Below are 21295 nucleotides of genomic sequence, written 5' to 3'. Positions count from 1 at the left end.
GGTTCACTGTTTGCCGAGGCAGTTGCGCAGATTGTCCGCCAGATTGCGCATCAACTGGGTATAGCCATCCAGGCCGAGCGGGCCTTTGGCGCCGAGCGGGTCGAGGGTGCCGAGGCGGGCGTTGCTGCCCTCGATCAGGGTCTGCACCAAGCGCGGCTCGATTTGCGGCTCGGAGAACACGCACACCACACCGAGCGTCCTGATTTTTTCGCGCATCTGGCTCACGCGACGGGCGTTGGCCATGGCGTCCGGGCTGACCAGAATCGAGCCCACGGCGTGCAGGCCAAACGCCTGCTCGAAATACTGGAACGCATCGTGAAACACGATAAAGGGCCTGGCTTTCACCGGGACGAGTTGCGCGGCGAGTTCTGCCGTCATGGCGTCGATGCGCTGCACGGCCTGTTCGGCGTTGGCACGGTATTGCGCGGCATGCTGCGGATCCATGGCTTGCAGCGCGCCTGCAGCGCTGCGCACGATCTCCTTCGCATTGGTCGGCGAGAGCCAGAGGTGGCCATCGAAACTGCCGGCGTGCGCAGGGTCATGCGCGTCCTGCGTGGCTGATTGCAGCAGGGGTGCGGGGTGCCTGCGCTCCCACTCGCCGCCGCTGCGGGCCGGCAGCAGGCGCATGCCAGGCAGGGTGGACAGGGTAATGACACGGGCGCCAGCAGGCAGTGCCCTGGTGATCTTGGTCAATGCCGGCTCGACATCGGGCCCGATCCAGAACAGAAGCTGCGCCTGTTCCGCAGCGGCGCGCTCGGAGGGTTTGAAGGCGTAAGTATGTGGCGAACTGCCCGGCGGAATCAGCACGGTGGGAGTGCCCACACCGGCCATGACGGCGGCAACCAGATCGCCCACCGGCTTGATGCTCACGGCCACGCGGGGGGCTGTCTGCGCGTGGGCGATGGGTGGGCCGAACAAGGCGCCGATCAGCAGGGCAATGGAAAAAACACGTCGAGCGATGTGTGGCATGGTGACAGGGGAACGGCAAGCGACAAATAGTTATAATATAACAGTTGCAACCAGAATACCCCAACGTGCCCGACACAGATCCTCTGATCCGCCTCGACAACATCAGCCTGCAGCGCAATGGCAACCTGCTGCTTGCAGGCGTGAGCCTGCGTGTGTTGCCGCGCCAGATCGTCACCCTGGTCGGGCCCAATGGCGCCGGCAAGACCACGCTGGTGCGCGTGCTGCTCGGTCTGATCGCCCCAGACGCGGGCACTGTGCAGCGGCGCGACGGACTGGTGATCGGCTATGTGCCGCAGCGTTTCGCGGTGCCGACCAGCCTGCCGATGGACGTGGACGGCTTTCTGCGCCTGGCCGGAAGCAGCACGCCGCAACGGCGGCAGCAGGTGCTTGACGACAACGGCGCCAGTGGCTTGCTGCAGCGCCCGCTGCGCGCGCTGTCGGGCGGCGAGATGCAGCGCGTGCTGCTTGCCCGGGCGCTGCTGCGCAAGCCTGAACTGCTGGTGCTCGACGAACCGGCGCAGGGCCTGGATGTGCAGGGTCAGCAGGGCCTGTACGACCTGATCAGGCGCCTGCGCGACACCACGGGTTGCGGCGTGCTGATGATCTCGCACGATCTGCATCTGGTGATGGCCGCCACCGATGAGGTGATCTGCCTGGAGCGGCATGTGTGCTGCGTGGGCAAACCCGAAGACATCAGCGTGCATCCGGAATATCTGCGGCTGTTCGGACGCGACATGGCCGGGCTGGCGCTGTATCGCCATCACCACGATCATCATCACACCCTCCACGGCGACATCGTTGTCGATGCGCCGCAACAGGAGCGCCGCCATGACTGAATTCCTGCTGCCCGACTTTGTCTGGCGGGCCCTGCTGGGCGGCGTGGGCGTGGCGCTGCTGGCCGGGCCGCTGGGCTGCTTCGTGGTGTGGCGGCGCATGGCCTACTTTGGCGAAACCCTGGCGCATTCGGCCTTTCTCGGCGTTGGGCTGGGGCTGCTGCTGCATCTCGACCCGCTCATCGGCGTGCTTGCGGTGAGCGTGGTCATTGCCGTCGTTCTGGCGCGGCGCAATCCGTCGGACGGTGTGGGCGAAGACACCTTGCTGGGTCTTCTGGCGCATACCAGCCTGGCGCTGGGGCTGGTGGTGCTGGCGTTCATGGAGGATGTGCGGGTGGATCTGTTTTCGTACCTGTTCGGTGACATCCTGGCGCTGCGCCCTGCCGATCTGTGGTGGGTGGGCCTGATCGATCTCGTCGGCCTGACGGTGCTTGCCTGGCTTTGGCAAAGCCTGCTGGCCCTCACCGTTCACGAAGAACTTGCGGCAGTGGAGGGCCGCCGGGTCAGGTGGCTGCAACTGGCCTTCATGGTGGTGCTCGCGGTGTTCGTGGCCCTGGCGATGAAGCTCGTGGGCATCCTGCTGACGGTGGCCATGCTCATCATTCCGGCTGCTGCAGCGCGGCGTCTGGCGCGCACTCCACTGCAGATGGCGCTGGGCGCGGTCGTGGTGGGCGCCGTTTCCGTCGTGCTCGGCATGCTGGCTTCGCTGCATTCCGATGTACCCTCCGGCCCGGCCATGGTGGTGGCTGCCGCTGCCCTGTTCCTGCTGCTGCGGGTACTGCCCGCGCGGGGGTGAACCCCCTGAATTTCCACAAACGGGGCGAGGACGCGCGCAGTCCGGGATAATCCGAGAATCCTTCTCAACAATGCCCCGGGTCGGTGGCGCATGCCGTACTGCCCAACCCGTCACTCCATGAACAAACCCTTCGAAGCCATTCCGGATATTCAAAGCACGGTCGACGAGCGCCACATCGCCATTCAGCGGGTCGGGATCAAGGGGTTGCGGTATCCACTGAGCGTGCGCCTGCGCGATGGCAGCCTGCACCCCAGCATTGCGCAGGTCACGGCCGATGTCGCGCTGCCCGCAGAAAAGAAGGGCACGCACATGTCGCGCTTTGTCGAGTTGCTCGAATCCATGCCCGAGGCGATAGATGGCGCCGCGTTTGCCAGCCTGGCGCGCCAGATGCTGCCCAAGCTGGGCGCCACGGCGGGACGGCTGGAGTTCGCCTTCACGCTGTTTTTGCGCAAGGCCGCGCCGGTGTCGGGCGTGCAGAGCCTGCTCGACTACGAGGCTGGCTGGATTGCCGAGGCGCGCGACGAGCAGATCAAGCTGACCGCCCGGGTGATGGTGCCGGTGAAGTCGCTGTGCCCTTGCTCGAAAGAAATTTCGGACTACGGCGCGCACAACCAGCGTTCACACATCACCATCACGGCCGAGCTGCTGCAGCCGGTGGCGCTGGAAGAGCTGATCCGCATCGCGGAAGAAGAAGCCTCTTGCGAAATCTGGGGGCTGCTCAAGCGCCCGGACGAAAAATTCGTCACCGAGCGTGCCTACGAAAACCCCAAATTCGTCGAGGATCTGGTGCGCGACGTGGCTGCGCGGCTCAACGCCGACCCGCGTATCGGGCGTTATGTTGCCGAGGCGGAGAACTTCGAATCCATCCACAACCACTCGGCCTACGCGCTGATCGAGCGCGCTTGATCTACGGCTCGGCGCGCCGCGCCTTGAGCTGGTAGAGCAGTTCCAGTGCCTGACGTGGGGTGAGGGCGTCGGGGTCGGCGGCGTCCAGGGTGTCGAGCAGATCCCGCAGCGCGGCAGGGACGTCAGGCGCGTCCGGGATCGTGGTGGCGTCGTCTTCAGCTGCCGCAGAGAACAGGTCGAGCTGGGCCTGCTGCTGGCGATGCTGGCGCTCGAGCGCGTCGAGCCGCCGGCGTGCGTCGCGCAGCACTGCGGCTGGCACCCCAGCGAGCTGGGCCACCTGCACGCCATAGCTGCGGCTGGCCGGCCCCTCGTGCACCTCGTGCAGGAACACGATGCCCTGCGGGGTTTCCGCCGCGCCGACATGCACATTGGCCGCGTGCGGGTGGCGCTGCACCATCTCGGTCAGCTCGAAATAGTGCGTGGCAAATAGCGTCAGGCTGCGGTTGCGGTCGTGCAGGTGCGCGGCAATCGACGCGGCTAGCGCCAACCCGTCGAAGGTAGACGTGCCGCGGCCGACTTCGTCCATCAGCACCAGGCTGTGCGGCGTGGCCTGCCGCAGGATGGCTGCGGTTTCGGCCATCTCGACCATGAAGGTCGAGCGCCCGCCGGCCAGATCGTCCGATGCGCCGATGCGGGTGTGGATCGCGTCCAGCGGCCCGATGCGCGCGCGGCGTGCCGGAACGTAGCTGCCCAGATACGCCAGCAGCGCGATCAGCGCGGTCTGCCGCATGTAGGTGGACTTGCCGCCCATGTTCGGCCCGGTGAGGATGAGCAGCCGGCGCTGCGGGTCCAGGCGGCAGTCGTTGGGGATAAAGCGATCGACCCGGGTTTCGATCACCGGGTGCCGCCCGCCTTCGATGTCGATCTCCGGGGTGTCGACCAGCTCTGGACAAATCCAGCCGTAGGTGCTGGCGCGCTCGGCCAGCGCGGCGAGCACGTCGAGCAGCGCAACGGCTTGCGCCGCGCGGCGGATCGAGGGCAGCGTGGGCTGCAGCGCGTCGATCACGCCGTCGAACAGCACCTTCTCGCGCGCCAGCGCGCGCTCCTGCGCCGAGAGCGCCTTGTCCTCGAAGGCCTTGAGTTCCGGGGTGATGTAGCGCTCGGCGCCCTTGAGCGTCTGCCGGCGGCGGTAGTCGGCGGGCACCCTGTCGGTCTGACCGTGGGTGACCTCGATGAAAAACCCGTGCACCATGTTGTATTGCACCCGCAGGTTGGCGATGCCGGTGCGCGCGCGCTCGCGCTGCTCCAGTTCCATCAAAAAGCTGCCGCAATCGGTGTCGATCGCGCGCAGCGTGTCGAGCTCGGCGTCGAATCCCGGGGCGATCACACCGCCGTCGCGCAGGTTCGGCGCGGGTTCGGGCGCGATCGCGCGCACCAGCAGTTCGGCGGCAGTGGGCGGCAGGTCGAGCTGCTGCAGCGCGGTGTCGAGCAGTGCGGTGCGGGCAAAAGTGGCGGCCTGCGCGCGCAGCGCGGGCAGGCGCAACAGATCGTCGCGTAGCGCGGCGAGTTCGCGGGGTCTGGCCTGGCGCAGCGCGATGCGCGCGGCGATGCGCTCCAGATCGGCCATGCCGCGCAGCGCGTCGCGCAGTGCGGGCAGCGCGCCGTCGAGCAGGGATTGCAGCGCGGCATGCCGGCTGCGGGACACCGATGCATCGCGCGGCGGCGCCTGCAGCCAGTCGCGCAGCAGCCGGCTGCCAGCGGCGGTCTGGCAGGTATCGAGATGCGACAGCAGCGTCGGGCCATCGTCGCCGCGCAGCGGCTGGATGAGTTCGAGATTGCGCCGCGCTGCGGCGTCCAGCCGCAGCGCGTGTTCGGCGCGTTCGACCTTGAGGTCGACGAGCAGCGGCAGCGCACCGCCCTGCGTCTGCTCGGCATAGGTCAGCAGCGCGGCGGCAGCGGCGTGCGCCGCGTGCAGCGTCTGCGCACCGAAGCCGTCCAGATGCGCAACCTGTAGCTGCGCGCACAGCTTGCGCAACCCGAGCGCAGCGTCGAAATGCCAGTCGGCGCGGGTGGTGGTGGTGTAGGGCCACGGCGCACTGTCCGGCAACGGCTGACCCTGCGGCCACAGCACCTCGGCCGGGGTGATGCGCGCCAGCCAGTCGGGCAGGGCATCGGCCTCGCATTGCGCCAGGGTGATGCCGCCGCCGCTGAGCGCCATCCACGCCAGGCCCCAGTCGTCGCGCGGTTTTTTCCCCGGCGCGATCGCCAGCAGCACGGCGTCGCGCTTGTCGTCGAGCAGGGATTGCTCGGTGAGCGTGCCCGGCGTGACCACGCGCACCACGCGGCGCTCGACCAGCCCCTTGGCCTGCGCCGGGTCGCCGATCTGCTCGCAAATCGCTGCCGATTCGCCCAGCCTGACCAGCTTGGCCAGGTAGCCGTCGAGCGCCTGCACCGGAATGCCCGCCATGATGACCGGCTCGCCTGCGGACTGCCCGCGCCGGGTCAGCGTGAGGTCGAGCAGGCGGGCGGCTTTTTCCGCGTCGGCGTAGAACAGCTCGTAGAAGTCCCCCATGCGGCACAGCAGCAGCCCGTCTGGATGCTCCGCCTTCATGCCCAGATATTGCTGCATCAGCGGGGTGTGATGTTGAAGTGTCGCGTTCAATTGAAAAAGCGAAAACCGAGAGAGTGCGGATGAGGGGGCGTGGACGCATCGGGCGCATCCGGGATGCTGCGGCGGGAAGGTCCGGCGCCCTCCCGTCGCTTGGCAAGGCTGGCATCCTACTCTTCAGGGGCCGTCCGGACGCCGGGGTTCAAAGTCCTTTTGCCTGCGGCCTTGCGACGTTGCAAGGACAATGCGGCTCGACTTGACTTTCAGTGGCGGACAAGGCGCCTGGTCTCTATGCAATCTCTCCGGCAGTTCTGGCGTGACTGGCGCAGCGGCGAGCTGCGGCTGTTGTTCTTTTCGCTGGTGCTCGCTGTTGCGGCGCTGTCCGCGGTGGGCTTTGTTGCCCAGCGGCTGCAGGGTGCGCTGGTGCGCGACGCCGCGCAACTCATAGGCGGCGACGTGGTGGTGGCGAGTGACCATCCCATTGCCCCAATCTACGTGCAACAGGCACAGGCCAGGGGGCTGCGCCTGATGCAGACTGCGGTGTTTCCCAGCATGGCGCTCGACGTGCGCGGAGACCACACCCGCCTGGTTTCGCTCAAGGCGGTCGGCGCGCATTACCCGCTGATTGCGCAAGTCGTGTTGCGCGACAGTCTGCAAGGCCCGGAAGTGTCGCGCAGCGGCCCGCCGACGCCTGGAACTGTGTGGGTGAACGCCAGTGTGCTCGGCGCGCTGCGGTTGCAGGTGGGTGATCTGCTTCAGCTTGGCGATGCGCGGTTTCGCATCGCTGCGGTGCTGGTGCGCGAGCCGGACACCGGCGCGGGCTTCATCAACTTTGCCCCGCGGGTCATGATGAACCGGGACGATCTTCCGGCCACCGGGTTGATCCAGCCCGCCAGCCGGGTGACCTATCGCCTCGCGGTTGCCGGGCCAGAGAAGGCGGCTGCGGACTATGCCGACTGGGCGCAGGCCCACATTCGCCAGACCGCCACGCGCGGCATGCGGGTCGAGACTGTTGCCGACAGCGGTCCGGCGCAGGAGCAGACGCTCAAGCGCGCCGCCGACTTTCTGCATCTTGTCGCGCTGATCACCGCCCTGATGGCGGCAGTGGCCGTGGCGCAGTCGGCGCGGGACTTTGCCCGGCGGCGCCTGCAGTCCTGCGCCGTGTTCAAGGCGCTGGGACTGCGTCAGGGGGTGCTGCTGCGTCGCTACACCGCCGAGTTTGTCTGGTTGGGCGGGCTGGCTGCAGCGCTGGGGGTTGTGCTTGGCCTGGCAGCGCAGGCGGCCCTGATCGGGCTGCTGCACGGGCTGATCCAGGTGCAGGTGCGCGAGCTGCCCGCGCCCGGCTGGATGCCCGCGCTGTTTGCCGCGGCCACGGGCATGGTGCTGTTGCTCGCGTTCGGGCTGCCCGCCATCCTGCAACTGGCGCGGGTGCCGCCGCTGGCGGTGCTGCGTCGCAGCCTGGGACGGCTGCAGTCCGCGCCATTCATCACGGTGTTCGCCGGCATGGGTGCGTTTGCGGTGCTGCTGTGGCTGCAGGCCGGTGACCTTCGGCTGGGTGCAATTGCCGCGGGGGGCTTCGTCGGGCTGGCCTTGTTGTTCGCGCTGCTGTCCTGGCTGATCACATGGGGGCTGCGACGCTGGATACGCGGCCATGCCGCGACGTCCCATGCGGCAGGCGGGCTGCTGCAGATGGCCATGCGGCAGTTGTCCACCCGGCCGTGGAGCGCAGTGATCCAGATCACGGCATTGAGCCTGGGGCTGCTGGCCCTGGTGCTGCTGGTGCTGATGCGCACCAGCCTGATCGACGCGTGGCGTGCGTCCATTCCGACCAACGCGCCAGATCGTTTTGTCATCAACATCCAGCCGGCGCAGACCAGGGACTTTCTGGCCGCCCTGCAGCAGGACGGCGTGACCCAGCCGGACTGGTATCCGATGCTGCGCGGGCGCCTGGTGGCGATCAACGGACGCGCGGTGTTTGGCCGCGATTACAGCGATATCCGCGCCCGCGACCTGATCGACCGGGAATTCAACCTTTCCGCCAGCGCCACGCTGCCCAAGGCCAACACCGTGGTGGCCGGCAATTGGGAAGACACCGCCGGGCCGAACGCGAAGGGCCTGTCCGTCGAACAGGGAATCGCCAAGACCCTGGGCTTCAAGCTGGGCGACACCCTGACCTTCGACATCGCGGGCCAGCGCGTGTCAGCCCCAGTGACCAGCGTGCGCCACGTGGACTGGAGTTCGATGCACGCCAACTTCTTCGTGCTGCTGCCGCAATCCATGCTCAGGGATCAGCCCGTGACCTACCTGGCCGCCTATCACGCCCCGGGAGACGCGCAGCGCATGGACGACACGCTGGTGCGGCAGTTCCCCAATCTCACCGTGGTGGACGTGGGCAGCCTGCTGGCGCACCTGCGCAAGCTGATCGATCAGGTCATCACCGCGGTGCAGTTCCTGTTTCTGTTCGCGCTGGCGGCCGGGTTGCTGGTGCTGGCAGCGTCGCTGGCGCTGTCGCGCCAGGACCGGGCGCGGGACATGGCGGTGTGGCGCGCGCTTGGGGCGTCGTCGCAGTTGCTGCGGCGCATGGCGCTGCTGGAAATGCTCTGGGTGGGTGCGGTTGCCGGTCTGCTTGGTGCGGCGGGAGCCGCTGCGGTCGGCGCTGCGCTGACCCACTGGGTGTTCCACTTTCCCTGGCAGCCACCCTTGCTGCTCTGGCCTGCGTCCATGGTGGCCGCGGCGGCGCTGGCCATGCTGGCCGGATGGTGGAGCCTGCGCGAGATCCTGCGCCGAGCGCCGGGGCAAAACCTGCGCCAGTTGGGATAGGGGATGTGAGGCCGTTTTTTGAGCGCCGCAAATCCGGGGATTGATTTGCAACAAGCCGATCCGGGGCGCATCTCCCATAATCGCGCAGTATTTTTCTCTGTTTTCGGCGTCCTCTCGCCTCATTCCACAGACTGTCCGCTCCCATGACCTCTGCTGCCATTTCCATCGCTCCCGTCCCTTCCGCGCCCGAACCCGAGGCCAGCACGCCCTATCAGCGGCTTGGCGGCGAGGCGGGGGTACGCAAGCTGGTCGATCACTTCTACGACCTCATGGATCTGGAGCCGCAGTACGCCGATCTGCGCGCCATGCACCCCACCCATTCGGAAGAAACGCGCGACAAGCTGTTCTGGTTTCTGAGCGGCTGGCTGGGCGGGCCCGATCTGTACTCGCCGCGCTTTGGTCACCCGCGTCTGCGCATGCGGCATTTTCCCTATGCCATCGGCACCAAGGAACGCGACGAGTGGATGGCCTGCATGGTGCAGACTCTGAACGAAGTGGACATGGAACCTGACCTTCGCCGCCAGTTGCATGAAGCCTTCGCCGGAACCGCTGACTGGATGCGCAACAAGGCCGAGCAGGGCAATATGCCGGCGGGCAACGTGGTGCACGGCTGAGCTGCGCCAATCCTGCACGGATTCGCCGACACCGATCAGCCGCGCTCCGTGCGCCGCGCGGAGCGCAGCAGCAATACCAGCGCCCCGGCGCCGCCATCACTCGGGCGGGCCTGTACATAGGCCATCACCTCATCGCGCTGCATCAGCCAGCTGCGCACCTTGTGTTTGAGCACCGGCTCGCGCAGCGGCGAGCTCAGGCCCTTGCCGTGAATCACCCGAACGCAGCGCCACTCCCGCTGCAGTGCGGTCCGCAGAAACTGTCCCAGTGCCTCGCGCGCCTCGTCGCGGCGCAGGCCGTGCAGGTCGATCTCATTCTGGATGGTCCAGTGGCCGCGCCGCAGCTTGCGCAGGGTGTCCGAGCCGATGCCATCGCGCCGCCACGACAGGGTGGCGTCGGTTTCCAGCAGATGATCCAGATCGAGCTCGTCCGACATGGCCTCGCGCAGCACGGCCTGTTCATCGCGCACATGCTGCAGCGGTATGGCCGCAGGGGGCTTGCGCTGCAGGCCAGGCGGGGGAGGGTGATCTGGCAGGGCAAGCGGCCGTGCACCGACTGCGGCTGTGCGAAACAGCGCGCGATCGGCCTGTGTGGGTACCGCCTGCGCAGGCGCTGCAGCAACCGGGGCCAGCGCAGTCTGGGCAGGCTGCGGCGCAGCGGGTGGCGACCGCAGGCGCTTGCGCAAATCGTGCAGCGCGTCCAGGCCGCTGGCCTTGTGCGCAGGGGCGCCGTGCTTCACAGCAAGCCTCGCTCCGCAAAGGAAAACACGGTCTGCCGCGTGACCACCAGATGATCGAGCACGCGCACCTCCACCAGGGCCAGGGCGGATTGCAAGGCCTGCGTCAGTGCGCGGTCGGCGGCAGAGGGTTCGGCCACTCCGCTGGGATGGTTGTGCGCCAGAATGAGCGCGCCGGCATTCAGGCGCAGTGCGGCTTTCACGATTTCGCGCGGGTACACGCTGGTGTGCGCCAGAGTGCCGCGCGAAAGCTCTTCCGCCGCAATGAGGCGGTGCTGGCTGTCGAGAAACAGGGCGGAAAAAATTTCCACTGGCTGCGGCCCGAGCCACAGGCGCAGGTAGTCGCGCACGGCTGTGGGCGAGTCGAGCAAGGGTTGCTGCTGCATCTGCTCGTTCAGGGTGCGCCGGGCGAGTTCGAGCACGGCGGCGATTTCCGCGTACTTGGCCGCTCCCAGCCCCTTCACCATGCGCAATTGATCGGCTGGGGCATTGAGCAGACCGTGCAGACCACCGAAACGATCAAGCAATGCGGCAGCCAGGTCGATCGCGCTTTGACCGCGCACACCAGTGCGCAGCACGATGGCGACCAGCTCGGCGTCCGCCAGGGCGTGCGGGCCGCGCGCCAGCAACTTCTCGCGGGGGCGGGCGTCCATGGGGAGATCGGCGATGCGCGTGGCCATGCGGGGTTCCACCTAAAATGTGCCTTTGTCTCGCGTCCATCTTGCGCGTCTGCGCTATTTTGCCTGCCCGTCTCTCATCGTGCCCTGCGTTCAAGCTGATTCCTATCTCACCCTGCATTACCGCCTGAGCGATCCGGGCGGTGTGGATGCGGTGAACACCTTCGGCCATACACCGGCTACGCTCACCCTGGGTCAGGGCCAGCTCAGCCCCGCGCTGGAGGCGCTGCTGATCGGCATGGAGGAGGGGACGCACACCCGATTCGATCTGCCTGCTGGCGCAGCGTTTGGCGCCCGCATCCCTGGATTGCTGCGCTGGGTGTCGCGCAGCGTGGTCGAGGCGTCGCGCGAACGCCCCGGCCCGCAACCGCTGGTCGGTGACGTGTTGCGTCTGCGCCTGCCCACCAGCGCCGATGGCGAACCAGGGCTGCTCACCGCACTGGTGCGCGAGGTGGACACCGAGCGCGATGCGCTGCTGCTCGATTTCAACCATCCCCTGGCGGACTGCCCGACCCAGTTCGAAGTGCACCTGCTCGCTGTGCTGTGACAACGGATTTTCCCCTCATGTCCCAAGATTCTCCTTCGCACGATCAGCCGCAGGTGTTGCTGGCCAACCCGCGCGGATTCTGCGCTGGGGTGGACCGCGCGATCGATATCGTCGAACATGCCCTGGCCCGGTTTGGTGCACCGATCTATGTGCGCCACGAAATCGTCCACAACACCTATGTGGTGAACGATCTGAAGTCCAAGGGGGCGATCTTCGTCGAAGAACTCGAAGCCGTGCCCAAGGGCGGTACCGTCGTGTTTTCAGCGCACGGTGTGTCGCAGGCCGTCCGCGCACAGGCGCAGGCGCTGGGGTTGCGGGTGTTCGACGCCACCTGTCCGCTGGTCACCAAGGTCCATGTGGAAGTGGCCAAGATGCGTCGCAATGGCCTGGAAATCGTGATGATCGGCCACGCCGGACACCCCGAGGTCGAAGGCACGATGGGACAGGCCGACGGCATCCATCTGGTGCAGACCGTGGACGATGTTGCGCGCTTGCCCATCGCGCTGGATGCGCCCGTGGCTTACGTCACCCAGACCACGCTGTCGGTGGACGATGCGGCCGAGATCGTCGCCGCCTTGCGCCAGCGCTTTCCGCAAGTCCACGAGCCGAAAAAGCAGGACATCTGCTACGCAACCCAAAACCGACAGGACGCTGTCAAGGTGCTCACCCCGCAGGTCGATGTGCTGATCGTGGTTGGCAGCCCCACCAGTTCCAACTCCAACCGCCTGCGCGAAGTGGCACAGCGCATGGGCAAGCCCGCCTACATGGTCGATCGCGCAGAGGACCTGCGCCCCGAATGGGTGCACGGCGCGCGGCAGATCGGACTCACCGCCGGTGCGTCGGCCCCAGAAACTCTGGTGGAACAAGTCATCGCCCGCCTCAGACAACTCGGCGCCGTCTCGGTGCGCAGTGTGGACGGCGTGACCGAATCCGTGCAATTTCCTCTGCCCCGCGGCCTGGTTGTCCAAGCCGAACCCTGATTTTCAGATGTCCCTCGTGCCGCCGCCGAGCGCGTGCGGCTCTCCTACTTTCCATTCCCATCATGCTCGACATCACCCTGCTGCGCAAAGATCTGCCGCATGTCATCAAACGCCTGGACACCCGCAAATCACCGCAGCCCTACCTGGACGTGGCCCGCTTCGACGCGCTGGAGGCGGAGCGAAAAACCCTGCAAAAGCGCACTGAAGATCTACAGGCGCGACGCAACCAGTTGTCCAAACAGATCGGTCACGCCAAGTCCAGGGGGGAGGACGTTGCGGCCATCATGGAGGAAGTCGGCAACATCAAGACAACCCTCGAGGCCGATGCCGCCCGGCTGGACGCGCTGCAGGCCGAGCTGTTCGATCTGCTGATGGCCGTGCCCAATCTGCCTGCAGAGGATGTCCCGGTCGGCGCGGACGAAACCCACAACGTCGAATTGCGGCGCTGGGGCACGCCGCGCACCTTCAATTTCCCCGTGCGTGATCACGTCGATATCGGTACGGCACTGGGGCTGGACTTTGAGGCAGCCGCCCGCATGTCTGGCGCGCGCTTTGCCGTGCTGCGTGGACAGATCGCACGGTTGCACCGCGCGCTGGCCCAGTTCATGCTCGACGTGCATACCACCGAGCACGGCTACACCGAGGCCTATGTTCCCTACATCGTCGCCGCACCGGCGCTGCGTGGCACCGGCCAGCTGCCCAAGTTCGAGGAAGACCTGTTCCCCGTCCAGCATGGCGAGGGCGAGAACCACTACCTCATCCCCACCGCCGAGGTGCCGCTGACCAATCTGGTGCGCGAACAGATTCTCGACGCCGACCAACTGCCGCTGCGATTCGTCGCGCACACGCCTTGCTTTCGATCCGAAGCCGGCTCGGGCGGGCGGGATGTGCGCGGCCTGATCCGTCAGCACCAGTTCGACAAAGTGGAACTGGTCTGGATCACCCGGGCGGAAGACTCTGCCGCCGCGCTCGAAACACTCACCGCACACGCAGAGACCATCCTGCAGCGTCTCGAACTACCCTACCGCACCATCGTGCTGTGCACCGGAGACATGGGCTTCGGCAGTGCGCGCACCCACGACATCGAAGTCTGGCTGCCCGCGCAGAACACCTACCGCGAAATTTCCTCGTGCTCCAACATGCAGGCCTTCCAGGCCCGACGCATGCAAGCCAGGTACCGCACAGACGGCGGAAAACCCGAGCTGGCGCACACCCTGAACGGCTCCGGCCTCGCCGTTGGGCGCACCCTGGTTGCCATGCTCGAAAACCACCAGCGCGCCGACGGCGGCATCACAATCCCCAAGGCCCTGCAGCCATACATGGGAGGCCTGTCCGAACTGCTGCCCAACGTCTGAGATATACTTATGTGTTTTTCCGAATGACCGCGGAAAACAAACACCCGGAAAGGTGGCAGAGTGGTCGAATGTACCTGACTCGAAATCAGGCGTAGGCGCAAGCCTACCGAGGGTTCGAATCCCTCCCTTTCCGCCAGATCAACTGTTGCAAAGATGCATAGCCACCCTTGCCGGTGGCTTTTTTGCATGGCAAAACTTCATGCTCTGGCAAAAACAATTCGCCGTCATCCGGCGCCATGAGAGAGTCGATGTTTGATCTTTCAAACTTGCTACATGAATCAAGTCGGCAGCCGTCCTTGGCGGACCGTGCCGCTCCCGAATCAGCAAGCTGACCGCCCGCGCTTCGAAGCAGTCCCAGAGATCGGTTTTGCCCTCTCAGTTCTTGCGCATCGGGCAGGTGCGAATGCCGAGCAAGCTGTAGAGCGGGCAGATACCCACAGCGCCGGCCACCAGCGGCACGACGCCGATCCAGCCCCAGACGCCAATCACATGCGTGAGCGTCAGGCCAATCAGAACAAGTCCCACAATCACGCGCAGCGTGCGATCCAGGGTTCCTTCATTCACAGTGATGTTGTGCTCCTCTTGAGTTGGTCATCGGGCCCGGTGACCTCTTGCAATGATCGCAGACTTCAGATCCCCCGCGGGAATCTCCCAAATCCGGTCGCTCGACCCATTGGTCTCCACGGCAAGTCAGGGACTTTTCTCGCGCTGCTTTGCGGCTGCGAATGCGTCCTTGGCAAGACGGCGACCTTTCCTCAATGACTTGTAGGCAGCCTGCAGCCCCCCGCCAGGTTCTATCGAGTCCGTGCAAGGCGCGATGGCTCTGCGCTTACAGATGAATGCCGAAGGCCGACATGTTCCTGTAGATCATGTAGACCGCAACCACGGCGACCAATGCCGCGAAAATGATGTTCAGCGTGCCTTTGCTGCCCTTGCCCAGATGGGTCGCCAATCGCGCACCGAGCACGCCACCGGCGATTCCCCCTGCGATGTAGAGGCCGGCCACCGTCCAGTCCAGCAGACCGGAACTGGCGTAATTCACTGCTGTGGTCAGACCAAAGGTGCCGACCGAAAACAGGGAAGAGCCGATGGCCGCCAGCATGGGCATGCCGGTGGCAAACACGAGGCCGGGGACGATGAGAAAGCCGCCGCCAATGCCGAAAAAGCCGGAGAGCATGCCCACGATTCCCGCCGACAGGAGCAGCTTCCACATCGAGAACTGCCCCGGATGCCCTGCGAAATCGCCTTCTTTGACCTTTTTCGGCCGGGCCATCAGAACAGCAATCACCAGCATCAAAATGGCAAAGAGGAACAGCAGTTTTTTGCCATCGACTGCCTTGCCGAGCGTCGATCCGACGAAGGCGGCAATTGCACCCATGATCGCGAAAATGACGGCCTCTTTCCAGCGCACATTGCCAGCGCGCGCATGCGGGATGAGGTTGATGTAGGCATTGACAGACACCGCCAGCGCCGTCGTGCCGATCACGACGTGGGGGTTGGGATAACCCACCAGATACAGCAGAAGCGGTACCGCAAGAATGGAGCCGCCGCCCCCGATCAGGCCGAGCGTGAATCCGACTGCCACGCCGGAAACGACGGACAGGATGTGTTGGGTCAGTGTCAGGTCTGCAAGCATGGTGAGAGAAGATGCGGGTCAATATTCAAAAGACGCGTTTTGGTCATTTCCGGTGCAGCATATAAGAACATCCTTATAGGGGCTGTGAGGATTTGTGCGGAACTGTGGCGAGGCAAGATTTTGTTTGGGCAAGGGGATACCAAGGCAACAGGGTGTAATTCGTTCAGCCTGTCTGTGACATGTAGGCCAGCCGTCAGCCAGATTGTCGATGCTGCGCGCGGATCGCCCGCAGGGCTGATCTGCATGACACGATTGTCATGCTCCCTGAAAACAACGAGGAGAATGAAATGGACGGAAAAAAAGCGATCAACCCGGCCCCGCTGGGCTTGTCTGGATTTGCCCTGACGACCTGGCTGCTCAGCATGGTGAACGCAGGCTGGTTTCCTGGGGCGGATGTCCCCATGGTCTTGGCCGCAGCATTTGCGTTTGGCGGCACGGCGCAGTTTGTTGCCGGCATCATGGAAGCTGGGGTTGGCAACGGGTTCGGGTTTGTGGCCTTCTGCGGATATGGCGCTTTCTGGTGGAGCTTCGCGCTGTTCGTCGACTTTTTCTCCAAGGGTGTACAGGGGCCGTTTGTTGGCTGGTACCTCCTGCTCTGGGGCGTTTTTACGACCTATCTGTGGATTGCAACCTGGAAAAAGGGACGTGGGCTGATGCTGGTTTTCACCGCGCTGACGCCGACATTTTTCCTGCTCGCCGCAGGCGCCATGACGGGCAATGGCGGCTTGACGGTGTTTGGCGGCTATCTCGGGTTGCTCACAGCGGCACTGGCGTTCTATCTGGCTGCTGCCGAGATCATCAATGAGGCTTGGGGCCGCGCCGCATTGCCGGTCTGATCATGCTGTTCTGGGCACATGATGTGTCCGAACCAGATGATGCAGCGCCGCATTCGAGAACAGAATCAGCATGAACTGATTCAGCAAAACGTCAGTTTTGCACTGCAGCATTGAGAGATGAGTGCCGCGTCATGCCGGGAATTCCTTCCGGCATGACGCTGTCATCAGATGCGGCTGTCCGTCAGGGCAGACCGGGCACTTGAACACAAGAGCCTGTTCACATCATGAAAAATCGCTGGATCGTTCTCGGCGTGGTCGTGTCTTTGGCCGCGCCCCTTGCCTGGGCCAGTCTCGGCCAGAAACCCTTTCCCACCACGTCTGCTGTCGTCGGGCTGCAGGCCCCGACGACCACGGCAAGAGTCGTGGCCCGCTCGGTGCCGAATGACGTGCAGATCCACTCAAGCGCTGGTCCGCATGGCATCCCCGTGCAGGAATACATCGGCGCAGATGGACGCCTGTTTGCCATCACCTGGGCTGGTCCGCAGCCCGTCAGTGCGGAGACAGTCGTCACACGCTTTTTCCAACAAGTTCACATCGGCGAACCGCACACCGCCCATGGCATGCAAGTGGTCGTGCGCAGTGTTCGCCAGCCTTGGGGCGCCGAGGGCGTGGCTTATGTACCGTCTCTCATGCCCATGGATTTCGACCCCAACGGCCTCGCCCCCTGAACGCCGAGCGCTTCATCGCGCCGATGCCGCACGGGCCCAAAGCGGCTTCAGCCGCGCGCGCAGCGCGTCGTACTCCCGGTTGATGCGCGCGATTTCTGCGTTCTGCCCGGTAATCAGAGTGTTTTCCTGCTGGGTCAGCACCTTGTTCTCGTCGAATTTGGTGCGCAATTCCAGGGGCAGCGGGCCCTGCGGATAAAACTGCGCGTCGATGTTCAACTGCTTGAGTTGGCGCTCCAACGCGGTGAGCTGCTTTTTTGCATCTCGAATCAGTGCATTGGGACGATCCAGATCGTTGAGCCGTGCCTGTTCCAGCGCTGCCTCGTTCGGGTAGCGCAACAGCAGGGCGCGATCTTCCCGCTGCCTTTCACGCTGCTGCCTGGCAAGGCTTTGCGCCGCTTCAGTCTCTTGTGCCGCCTGCGCCTGCTCCTTGGCGGTCAGAATGCGGCGGCGCACCGTGCCATCCGAGCCAATGACTCTGCCCCCGTAGGTCAGACAATCATTGGTCAGGCGGTCACTTGAGACGAGCGTGCCATTTGCGTCCCGACAGAGATAGATGTCCGCATGCGCCCCCTGCGCAGCGCTGAGCAAAAGACAAAAAGAAAGTGCGCGAAAGCGAGGCGGGGTCAATTTCATGGACGGCTCAAGTCGGTGTCCTGCAACAATGTCGAAAGCGGCCGCAGCGGTGACGGATCGCTTGTTTATTGTGCCTTGCTTTTTCCTGCCACAGGCGAGTTCTGCATCGTTTCTTCGACCGACTGCGAAGAGTCCGTTCCCCCGAGTGGCATCGATCATCCAGACTTTCTGAACGCCCATGATGCCTTTCCCAATGCGTGTGACTTCCCTCAATCTCAACGGTGTGCGCTCTGCAGCGGACAAGGGTGTGGATGCCTGGCTGCGGGAACAGGCACGCCCGGACGTGCTGTGCGTGCAGGAACTCAAGGCACTCGATGCGGACATGACCCCAGCATTGCGGGAACTGGGAGGACTGCCCGGCGCCGCGTTTCACCACGCGGTCAAACCCGGATACAGCGGAGTCGGCCTGTACTGGAAGCACACGCCCGACGATGTGCGCATCGGCTTCGGTCATGCCGAGTTCGATGCGGAAGGGCGCTATGTCGAGACCACATACACACTCGCTGGCGGCAAGCGCCTGACCATCGTGTCCGCCTACTTTCCTTCCGGTTCCAGCTCGGATGAGCGCCAGCAGGCGAAATTCCGCTTTCTGACGGATTTTTATGAGCATCTTCGTGCCCTGAAATCTGCAGGAGAAGTGCTCCTGTGTGGCGACGTCAACATTGCCCACAAGGAAATCGATCTGAAGAACTGGAAAGGCAACCTCAAGAACAGCGGTTTTTTGCCTGAAGAACGCGCCTGGATGACACGCTTGCTGGACGAGGCAGGCTATGTCGATGTGTTTCGCCAGATTGATCCGAACCCCGATCGGTACACCTGGTGGAGCAACCGCGGGCAGGCCCGGGCAAAAAACGTCGGCTGGCGGATCGACTATCACCTCGCCACGCCCGGCGTGGCCGCGCGCGCCAAGCCCGGCAGCGCCTGGATCTACACGGAGCAGCGTTTTTCCGATCATGCCCCGCTGACCATTGATTACGCCTGAAGCGGCGCAAGGCGGAGGCAGGCAAAAAGCAAAAAAGCAGCCTGTTGGCTGCTTTTCAGTTCTGGAAATGGGTTCTGCGTGGTGGGCGGTACTGGGATCGAACCAGTGGCTTCCACCGTGTGAAGGTGGCACTCTACCGCTGAGTTAACCGCCCGAGTTGCGCCGCGCTCAGGTGCGGTGCAATCAAGAAAGTCTGTGATTATTGCACATTTTTCGAGTCACTCATTTGCGGGCTGCGCAGGCTGCGGGCGCCAGATGCTCTGGCCCTTGGTTTTCTTGTCGAGAAGCTGAAGAAAGGCCTCGTGGGCCAGGCGGTCGGCTTCGCTCAGGCGTGCAAAGGGCAGCGAGAAGGCGTCCAGTGGTTTTGTGGCGGTTACGGCTTGATGCTGCGGCGCTTCAAGATCGATCACAAGACTGTCCTGTCCGCGTGTGAGGCTGAGGTACACCTCGGCAAGAAGTTCCGCGTCAAGCAGGGCGCCGTGCAGGGTGCGGTGCGCGTTGTCGATGCCAAATCGTCGGCACAGTGCGTCGAGGTTGTTGAACTTGCCCGGGAACTGCATCTTGGCCATCACCAGCGTATCGGTGATCTGCGCAACGTGCTGCCTGAAAGCGGGCTGACTCATGCGGTCGAGTTCGGCGTCAAGAAAGGCGCAATCGAATGGGGCATTATGGATGATGACTTCTGCGTCGCGCACGAACTCCAGCATGTCTGCGGCAATCTGTTCGAACCGCGGCTTGTCCGCGAGGAATTCTTCGGTAAGACCATGAACCTTGAGCGCGTCAGGATGGCTGGCGCGCCCAGGATTGAGATAGGCGTGAAAATGTTTGCCGGTGAGGCGGCGGTTGAACAGTTCGACGCCGGCAATTTCAATGATGCGGTCACCGCTTCCAGGATTGAGTCCGGTTGTCTCGGTGTCAAGCACGATCTGGCGTGTCATGGCGGGTGTCTCAGGCAAAATAGCAGGTCTGTTGCGACGCCGGTCAGGCTTGTCGCAAGCCACACGAAAGCGCGGGCGGGTGGGCTGCAATGCCCGGTCAACGGCTTTCTATCGCACCCCCCCGCAGCTGAAAGCCTACCCCAGATGAATGCGGCCTGAATCGATGCAGGCGGCGCAGACCATGAGCACGAACGATTCCGAGCAGATCCGCAGACGGCGCACCTTCGCCATCATCTCGCACCCCGATGCGGGCAAGACCACGTTGACCGAAAAGCTGTTGCTGTTTTCCGGCGCGATCCAGATCGCGGGCAGCGTGAAAGCACGCAAGGCCAGCCGCCATGCCACCTCAGACTGGATGGAGATCGAGAAACAGCGGGGCATTTCCGTTGCGTCGTCGGTGATGCAGATGGAGTGGCGCGACTGCGTGATCAATCTGCTCGACACCCCGGGTCACCAGGATTTCAGCGAAGACACTTACCGCGTGCTCACCGCAGTGGATGCGGCGCTGATGGTGATCGACGCGGCCAATGGCGTGGAAGAGCAGACGCTGCGCTTGCTCGAAGTCTGTCGCGCGCGCAACACCCCCATCCTCACTTTCGTCAACAAGATGGACCGTGAGGTCAAGCAGCCGCTGGAACTGATGGACGAAATCGAGCGCCATCTCGGCATGGCGGTGGTGCCGTTCACCTGGCCCGTGGGCATGGGACGCGAGTTTCACGGTGTATACGACCTGCGGCTTGATCGCATGCGCGTGTTCCGCCCGGGCGAGGAGCGTGTGCGCGACGACGATCAGATGCTCACAGGGCTGGACAACCCGGAATCGATGCAGCGATTCGGCCAGCCCTATGTGCAGGCGCAGGGCGAGATCGGCTTGTTGCGCGAGGCCGCACCGGTGTTCGACGCGGCGGAATTTCTCGCTGGACGCCAGTCACCGCTGTTCTTCGGCTCGGCGATCAACAACTTCGGTGTGCAGGAAGTGCTCGATGCCTTGGTGGAACTGGCGCCGTCGCCGTTGCCGCGTGCCGCCACGACGCGGGTGGTGCAGCCTGACGAGCCGAATTTCACCGGCGTGGTGTTCAAGATCCAGGCCAACATGGACCCGGCGCACCGCGACCGCATCGCCTTTGTGCGTATCGTCTCGGGGCATTTCGAGCGGGGGATGAAAATTCGGGTCGGCCGCACCGGCAAGGACATTCGCCCGGGCAGTGTGGTCACCTTCATGTCGCAGCGCCGCGAGTTGCTCGACGAAGCCTTTGCAGGCGACATCGTCGGCATTCCCAACCACGGCACGCTGCACCTGGGCGACAGTCTGAGCGAGGGCGAGGAATTGCAGTTCACCGGCCTGCCGTTCTTTGCGCCAGAGATGTTTCGCTCGGTGGAAATCAAGGACCCCATGCGCACCAAGCAACTGCGCACCGGGCTGCAGCAGTTGGGAGAAGAGGGCGCGATTCAAGTGTTCCGACCGCTCACCGGCGGCAGCCTGCTGCTGGGTGCGGTGGGAACACTCCAGTTCGATGTGGTTCAGCACCGGCTGCAGTCGGAATACGGCGTCGATGCGCGCATGGAAGGCAGCAAGTACCGCATGGCGCGCTGGTTCACCTGCGACGATGCGCAGGCGCTCAAGCGCTTCATCGAGACCAATGCGCACCGCATTGCCCACGACGTGGTGGATGCACCTGCCGTACTGCTCACGCATGCCAGCGAACTGCGGGTGATGCAGGAACTCGCCCCGAAGATCCAGTTCCACACCCTGCGTGAACACGCCGGACAGGTGTTCAAGGCCGAGATGCAGGCCTGAGCGTCTTCAGGGCAACGCTGGGTGG

Annotated in this window: 20 protein-coding genes and 2 tRNA genes; 13 read left to right on the top strand and 9 right to left on the bottom strand. The window is 64.4% G+C overall.

Going from position 1 to position 21295, the window contains the following annotated elements:
* Positions 1-3: 3 nt before the first annotated feature.
* Complete coding sequence (locus tag AC1ZQA_RS08610) at positions 4-969, bottom strand: zinc ABC transporter substrate-binding protein (RefSeq protein ID WP_482676564.1); 966 nt, start codon at positions 967-969, stop codon at positions 4-6.
* A 65-nt stretch (positions 970-1034) separates the two neighbouring features.
* Between AC1ZQA_RS08610 and znuC the strand changes: the two genes are divergently transcribed.
* The 3 genes from znuC to folE2 all read left to right on the top strand — a co-directional run bounded on the left by znuC (position 1035) and on the right by folE2 (position 3504).
* Positions 1035-1805, top strand: a complete 771-nt coding sequence (gene znuC, locus AC1ZQA_RS08605; RefSeq protein ID WP_482676563.1) for a zinc ABC transporter ATP-binding protein ZnuC — start codon at positions 1035-1037, stop codon at positions 1803-1805.
* On the top strand, positions 1798-2598 hold the full coding sequence (locus tag AC1ZQA_RS08600) for a metal ABC transporter permease (protein ID WP_482676562.1): 801 nt from the start codon (positions 1798-1800) through the stop codon (positions 2596-2598). The genes znuC and AC1ZQA_RS08600 overlap by 8 nt, the downstream gene beginning before the upstream one ends.
* 117 nt (positions 2599-2715) lie before the next feature.
* The gene (gene folE2, locus AC1ZQA_RS08595; RefSeq protein ID WP_482676561.1) at positions 2716-3504 is read left to right on the top strand and encodes a GTP cyclohydrolase FolE2; all 789 of its coding nucleotides are present in this window, start codon (positions 2716-2718) and stop codon (positions 3502-3504) included.
* 1 nt (position 3505) lies between these two features.
* Here the strand turns inward: folE2 and mutS are convergent, their stop codons facing one another.
* The gene (gene mutS, locus AC1ZQA_RS08590) at positions 3506-6073 is read right to left on the bottom strand and encodes a DNA mismatch repair protein MutS (protein WP_482676560.1); all 2568 of its coding nucleotides are present in this window, start codon (positions 6071-6073) and stop codon (positions 3506-3508) included.
* Positions 6074-6343: 270 nt separating this feature from the next.
* Between mutS and AC1ZQA_RS08585 the strand changes: the two genes are divergently transcribed.
* Together AC1ZQA_RS08585 and AC1ZQA_RS08580 are read left to right on the top strand one after the other, a co-directional pair.
* Positions 6344-8872, top strand: a complete 2529-nt coding sequence (locus AC1ZQA_RS08585; RefSeq protein WP_482676559.1) for an ABC transporter permease — start codon at positions 6344-6346, stop codon at positions 8870-8872.
* 143 nt (positions 8873-9015) lie between these two features.
* On the top strand, positions 9016-9486 hold the full coding sequence (locus AC1ZQA_RS08580; protein WP_482676558.1) for a group II truncated hemoglobin: 471 nt from the start codon (positions 9016-9018) through the stop codon (positions 9484-9486).
* Positions 9487-9521: 35 nt separating this feature from the next.
* Here the strand turns inward: AC1ZQA_RS08580 and AC1ZQA_RS08575 are convergent, their stop codons facing one another.
* Positions 9522-10223, bottom strand: a complete 702-nt coding sequence (locus AC1ZQA_RS08575; RefSeq protein ID WP_482676557.1) for a Smr/MutS family protein — start codon at positions 10221-10223, stop codon at positions 9522-9524.
* Positions 10220-10900, bottom strand: a complete 681-nt coding sequence (radC, locus tag AC1ZQA_RS08570; RefSeq protein ID WP_482676556.1) for a RadC family protein — start codon at positions 10898-10900, stop codon at positions 10220-10222. Before radC ends, AC1ZQA_RS08575 begins: the two co-directional genes overlap by 4 nt.
* A gap of 79 nt (positions 10901-10979) precedes the next feature.
* Here radC and AC1ZQA_RS08565 point away from each other — a divergent pair, with 79 nt between their 5' ends.
* From AC1ZQA_RS08565 to AC1ZQA_RS08550, 4 genes are all read left to right on the top strand, one after another.
* Entirely contained in the window at positions 10980-11444 is a 465-nt protein-coding gene (locus tag AC1ZQA_RS08565; RefSeq protein ID WP_482676555.1) for an FKBP-type peptidyl-prolyl cis-trans isomerase, read from the top strand.
* Positions 11445-11461: 17 nt separating this feature from the next.
* Positions 11462-12424 (top strand): 4-hydroxy-3-methylbut-2-enyl diphosphate reductase, encoded by a 963-nt coding sequence (ispH, locus tag AC1ZQA_RS08560; protein ID WP_482676554.1) that lies wholly within the window; start codon positions 11462-11464, stop codon positions 12422-12424.
* Positions 12425-12486: 62 nt separating this feature from the next.
* Positions 12487-13779 (top strand): serine--tRNA ligase, encoded by a 1293-nt coding sequence (gene serS, locus AC1ZQA_RS08555; protein WP_482676553.1) that lies wholly within the window; start codon positions 12487-12489, stop codon positions 13777-13779.
* 46 nt (positions 13780-13825) lie between these two features.
* Positions 13826-13915 (top strand) — tRNA-Ser (locus tag AC1ZQA_RS08550).
* Between the two features lie 239 nt (positions 13916-14154).
* On the opposite strand, the gene AC1ZQA_RS08545 is transcribed toward AC1ZQA_RS08550, so the two are convergent.
* Both AC1ZQA_RS08545 and AC1ZQA_RS08540 read right to left on the bottom strand, forming a co-directional pair.
* Positions 14155-14349, bottom strand: coding sequence for a YgaP family membrane protein (locus tag AC1ZQA_RS08545; RefSeq protein WP_291521619.1), 195 nt, complete (start codon positions 14347-14349; stop codon positions 14155-14157).
* A gap of 259 nt (positions 14350-14608) precedes the next feature.
* Positions 14609-15415 carry a sulfite exporter TauE/SafE family protein gene (locus AC1ZQA_RS08540; RefSeq protein WP_482676552.1) on the bottom strand — a complete coding sequence of 269 codons (807 nt, stop codon included), beginning with the start codon at positions 15413-15415 and terminating at the stop codon, positions 14609-14611.
* A gap of 287 nt (positions 15416-15702) precedes the next feature.
* Here AC1ZQA_RS08540 and AC1ZQA_RS08535 point away from each other — a divergent pair, with 287 nt between their 5' ends.
* Complete coding sequence (locus AC1ZQA_RS08535) at positions 15703-16251, top strand: acetate uptake transporter (RefSeq protein WP_482679303.1); 549 nt, start codon at positions 15703-15705, stop codon at positions 16249-16251.
* A 224-nt stretch (positions 16252-16475) separates the two neighbouring features.
* Positions 16476-16919 carry a DUF2844 domain-containing protein gene (locus tag AC1ZQA_RS08530; RefSeq protein ID WP_482676551.1) on the top strand — a complete coding sequence of 148 codons (444 nt, stop codon included), beginning with the start codon at positions 16476-16478 and terminating at the stop codon, positions 16917-16919.
* Positions 16920-16931: 12 nt separating this feature from the next.
* On the opposite strand, the gene AC1ZQA_RS08525 is transcribed toward AC1ZQA_RS08530, so the two are convergent.
* Positions 16932-17732, bottom strand: a complete 801-nt coding sequence (locus AC1ZQA_RS08525) for a DUF4124 domain-containing protein (RefSeq protein ID WP_482676550.1) — start codon at positions 17730-17732, stop codon at positions 16932-16934.
* Here AC1ZQA_RS08525 and AC1ZQA_RS08520 point away from each other — a divergent pair.
* A complete protein-coding gene (locus tag AC1ZQA_RS08520; protein ID WP_482676549.1) occupies positions 17731-18534 on the top strand; it encodes an exodeoxyribonuclease III in 804 nt (267 codons plus the stop codon). The two genes, AC1ZQA_RS08525 and AC1ZQA_RS08520, sit on opposite strands and share 2 nt — an antisense overlap.
* Before the next feature lie 79 nt (positions 18535-18613).
* Here AC1ZQA_RS08520 and AC1ZQA_RS08515 read toward each other — a convergent pair.
* Together AC1ZQA_RS08515 and dnaQ are read right to left on the bottom strand one after the other, a co-directional pair.
* Positions 18614-18688: transfer RNA gene (locus AC1ZQA_RS08515), tRNA-Val, on the bottom strand.
* Positions 18689-18752: 64 nt separating this feature from the next.
* Positions 18753-19472, bottom strand: a complete 720-nt coding sequence (gene dnaQ, locus AC1ZQA_RS08510) for a DNA polymerase III subunit epsilon (RefSeq protein WP_482679302.1) — start codon at positions 19470-19472, stop codon at positions 18753-18755.
* A gap of 181 nt (positions 19473-19653) precedes the next feature.
* Here dnaQ and AC1ZQA_RS08505 point away from each other — a divergent pair, with 181 nt between their 5' ends.
* Positions 19654-21270: a peptide chain release factor 3 gene (locus tag AC1ZQA_RS08505; protein WP_482676548.1), complete on the top strand. Its 1617-nt coding sequence runs from the start codon at positions 19654-19656 to the stop codon at positions 21268-21270.
* Positions 21271-21295: the final 25 nt, after the last annotated feature.

Source organism: Thiomonas sp. DCM-2, assembly GCF_056820905.1.
This window is presented reverse-complemented; position numbering and strand designations above follow the sequence as displayed.

Coding starts and splice junctions, on each gene's coding strand:
- AC1ZQA_RS08610 (WP_482676564.1), bottom strand. CDS start 969: ATGCCACACATCGCTCGACGTGTTTTTTCCATTGCCCTGCTGATCGGC.
- AC1ZQA_RS08600 (WP_482676562.1), top strand. CDS start 1,798: ATGACTGAATTCCTGCTGCCCGACTTTGTCTGGCGGGCCCTGCTGGGC.
- folE2 (WP_482676561.1), top strand. CDS start 2,716: ATGAACAAACCCTTCGAAGCCATTCCGGATATTCAAAGCACGGTCGAC.
- mutS (WP_482676560.1), bottom strand. CDS start 6,073: ATGCAGCAATATCTGGGCATGAAGGCGGAGCATCCAGACGGGCTGCTG.
- AC1ZQA_RS08585 (WP_482676559.1), top strand. CDS start 6,344: ATGCAATCTCTCCGGCAGTTCTGGCGTGACTGGCGCAGCGGCGAGCTG.
- AC1ZQA_RS08580 (WP_482676558.1), top strand. CDS start 9,016: ATGACCTCTGCTGCCATTTCCATCGCTCCCGTCCCTTCCGCGCCCGAA.
- radC (WP_482676556.1), bottom strand. CDS start 10,900: ATGGCCACGCGCATCGCCGATCTCCCCATGGACGCCCGCCCCCGCGAG.
- ispH (WP_482676554.1), top strand. CDS start 11,462: ATGTCCCAAGATTCTCCTTCGCACGATCAGCCGCAGGTGTTGCTGGCC.
- serS (WP_482676553.1), top strand. CDS start 12,487: ATGCTCGACATCACCCTGCTGCGCAAAGATCTGCCGCATGTCATCAAA.
- AC1ZQA_RS08540 (WP_482676552.1), bottom strand. CDS start 15,415: ATGCTTGCAGACCTGACACTGACCCAACACATCCTGTCCGTCGTTTCC.
- AC1ZQA_RS08535 (WP_482679303.1), top strand. CDS start 15,703: ATGGACGGAAAAAAAGCGATCAACCCGGCCCCGCTGGGCTTGTCTGGA.
- AC1ZQA_RS08530 (WP_482676551.1), top strand. CDS start 16,476: ATGAAAAATCGCTGGATCGTTCTCGGCGTGGTCGTGTCTTTGGCCGCG.
- AC1ZQA_RS08520 (WP_482676549.1), top strand. CDS start 17,731: ATGATGCCTTTCCCAATGCGTGTGACTTCCCTCAATCTCAACGGTGTG.
- AC1ZQA_RS08525 (WP_482676550.1), bottom strand. CDS start 17,732: ATGGGCGTTCAGAAAGTCTGGATGATCGATGCCACTCGGGGGAACGGA.
- dnaQ (WP_482679302.1), bottom strand. CDS start 19,472: ATGACACGCCAGATCGTGCTTGACACCGAGACAACCGGACTCAATCCT.
- AC1ZQA_RS08505 (WP_482676548.1), top strand. CDS start 19,654: ATGAGCACGAACGATTCCGAGCAGATCCGCAGACGGCGCACCTTCGCC.